Origin of the sequence: Mycobacterium sp. E3305, assembly GCF_001666785.1 — a bacterium.
Lineage (GTDB): Bacteria > Actinomycetota > Actinomycetes > Mycobacteriales > Mycobacteriaceae > Mycobacterium.
This window is the reverse complement of sequence record NZ_LZJA01000260.1, coordinates 1-1,834: the sequence shown is the minus strand read 5'-3', so window position 1 is coordinate 1,834 and position 1,834 is coordinate 1. Positions and strand designations below refer to the sequence as shown.

2 protein-coding genes are annotated in these 1,834 nt (G+C 66.4%); both read right to left on the bottom strand.

Annotation, left to right across the window (positions count from 1 at the left end):
- On the bottom strand, positions 1-405 hold a 405-nt coding region (locus tag A5701_RS23385; RefSeq protein WP_067759906.1), incomplete at its 3' end, for a glutathione peroxidase.
- 50 nt (positions 406-455) lie between these two features.
- The coding region (locus tag A5701_RS23380) for a helix-turn-helix transcriptional regulator (RefSeq protein WP_231972872.1) at positions 456-1,834 on the bottom strand (1,379 nt) is incomplete at its 5' end.

The window sequence follows — 1,834 nt, the reverse complement described above, 5'->3', positions numbered from 1 at the left end:
ACCGTCGGGTGCGATCAGGAACTTCTCGAAATTCCACTGGATGTCGCCGGCCTCGCCGGCGGAATCGGCGGCCTTGGTCAGCTCGGCGTAGAGCGGGTGACGATCGTCGCCGTTCACCTCGGTCTTGGCCAGCAGCGGGAACGTCACGCCGTACGTCGTCGAACAGAACTCCTGGATCTCCTCGGCCGTGCCCGGCTCCTGGCCCATGAACTGGTTGCAGGGGACGCCGACGACGGTCAGGCCGCGCTCGCCGTAGTCCTCGGCGAGCTTCTCCAGCGCCGTGTATTGCGGAGTCAACCCGCACTTGGAGGCGACGTTGACAACCAGCGTCGCGCCGTCGGCCAGTTCGGCCAGCGTGGTCGGCCGGCCGTCGAGGGTGGTCAGGGGGATGTCTTTGAGGGTCACGCCGACGACGCTAACCGAAGGCGGCGACAGCAGCCAGACCCGAGGCGCAACTAGGGCAACAGGTGTCGCCGCCTGGCCTCGGAGACCGATTCCCCGCGCCTGGTAGCGCCCAGCTTGATGTAGATGCCCTTGAGGTACCACTTGACGGTGTTGATCGTGACCCCCAGGTTCCGCGCGATCTGCTTGTTCGACATTCCACGCTCCAAGAGCCGCAGTACCTCGATTTCGCGGGGGCTGAGCGGTTCTTCCGGCGTGGGAGCACGATCGGAGTCGCGCGTGACGACCGGGATGGCCGCGTGTTTGGCGTCGGCGTGGGCAGTGGCCAGCAACCGTGAGAGATAATCGGGCGGAACCTGGGCCAGCTTGGGCGGCCAGCGGCGGGTCCGGCTGGCGTCGCGAAGATGGGCAATGGTTTTGAGGATCTCCGGCCCGGCGTCGACGATGGTGCGCAGTAGCCCGGCGCGCGCGCCGTCGAGCAGCGCGGGGACGAGGATTTCGGCGGCGGCTTCGGGGTCGCCCGCGAGGAAGACAACCCTGGCGAGTTCGATGGTGCTGAGGGCCGCGCCGAGACGCCATCCGGCGGCGGTGCTTTCGTGATGCATCCTGGACACCAGATCGTGTGCTGTGTCGTAGTTGTTTTCCGCGCAAGCGATTTGGGCCCGCGCGCTCAGTTGGTAGTGCCGGGTGGCCATCGCGATGCCGTCCATGCCGTTGGCCACATCGTTGCCGCGGCGTGTAAGAATCTGTTGCGCCCGGCTGGTGTCGCCCAGCGCGAGGTGTAGACGTACGCACTCGTTGTCCAGCGCTGCGGACAGCCTCGGCAACGAAAGCTGCTGAGCCGCAAGATGTCCTTCGTCCAGTAGGCCGAGCGCCTCATCGATGTCGCCACGAAGCACCTTGATGCGGGACAGGGTGCTGTAGGTCGCGATCATGAAGTCAACGACACCGCTTTCGGCGCCGAGCTCGTGACATTGCTCCAACAGCCCTTCGGCCGTATCGATTTCACCGCGTTCGTAGTGGAGCCGGCCCAGCAGGGCGCCCGCCAGCCGGGCCGCATGTGAATGCGGGCCGGCTTCGTTCTGAGCCAAAACGAGCGCTTCGGTGTAGCGGTTCTCCGCGGTCGGCAGGTCGAGTTGGGCGAATGCGGCAAGGCCCGCGAAGCACCGCCCGTACACACCGGCGAAGGGGCCGCCGGCGGTTTCGTGAAAGGCGGCTGCCCATTGTTGGCGCGTCTGTGCGCTTTCATAGGCGAAGGTATGGATGTCGACGAAAGTGCGGATGTTGGCGGAGACGGCCACGAGGAATGGCCGGTAAGGCGGATTGTCGACGATGTAGGGCGCGACGAGGGCGCAGGCGCGGTCGATGCGATCGCCGTAGACGTCCGTGCAGGCCTGCACCACGTCGGCCTCGCCGAGGACGCCTGCGCCGA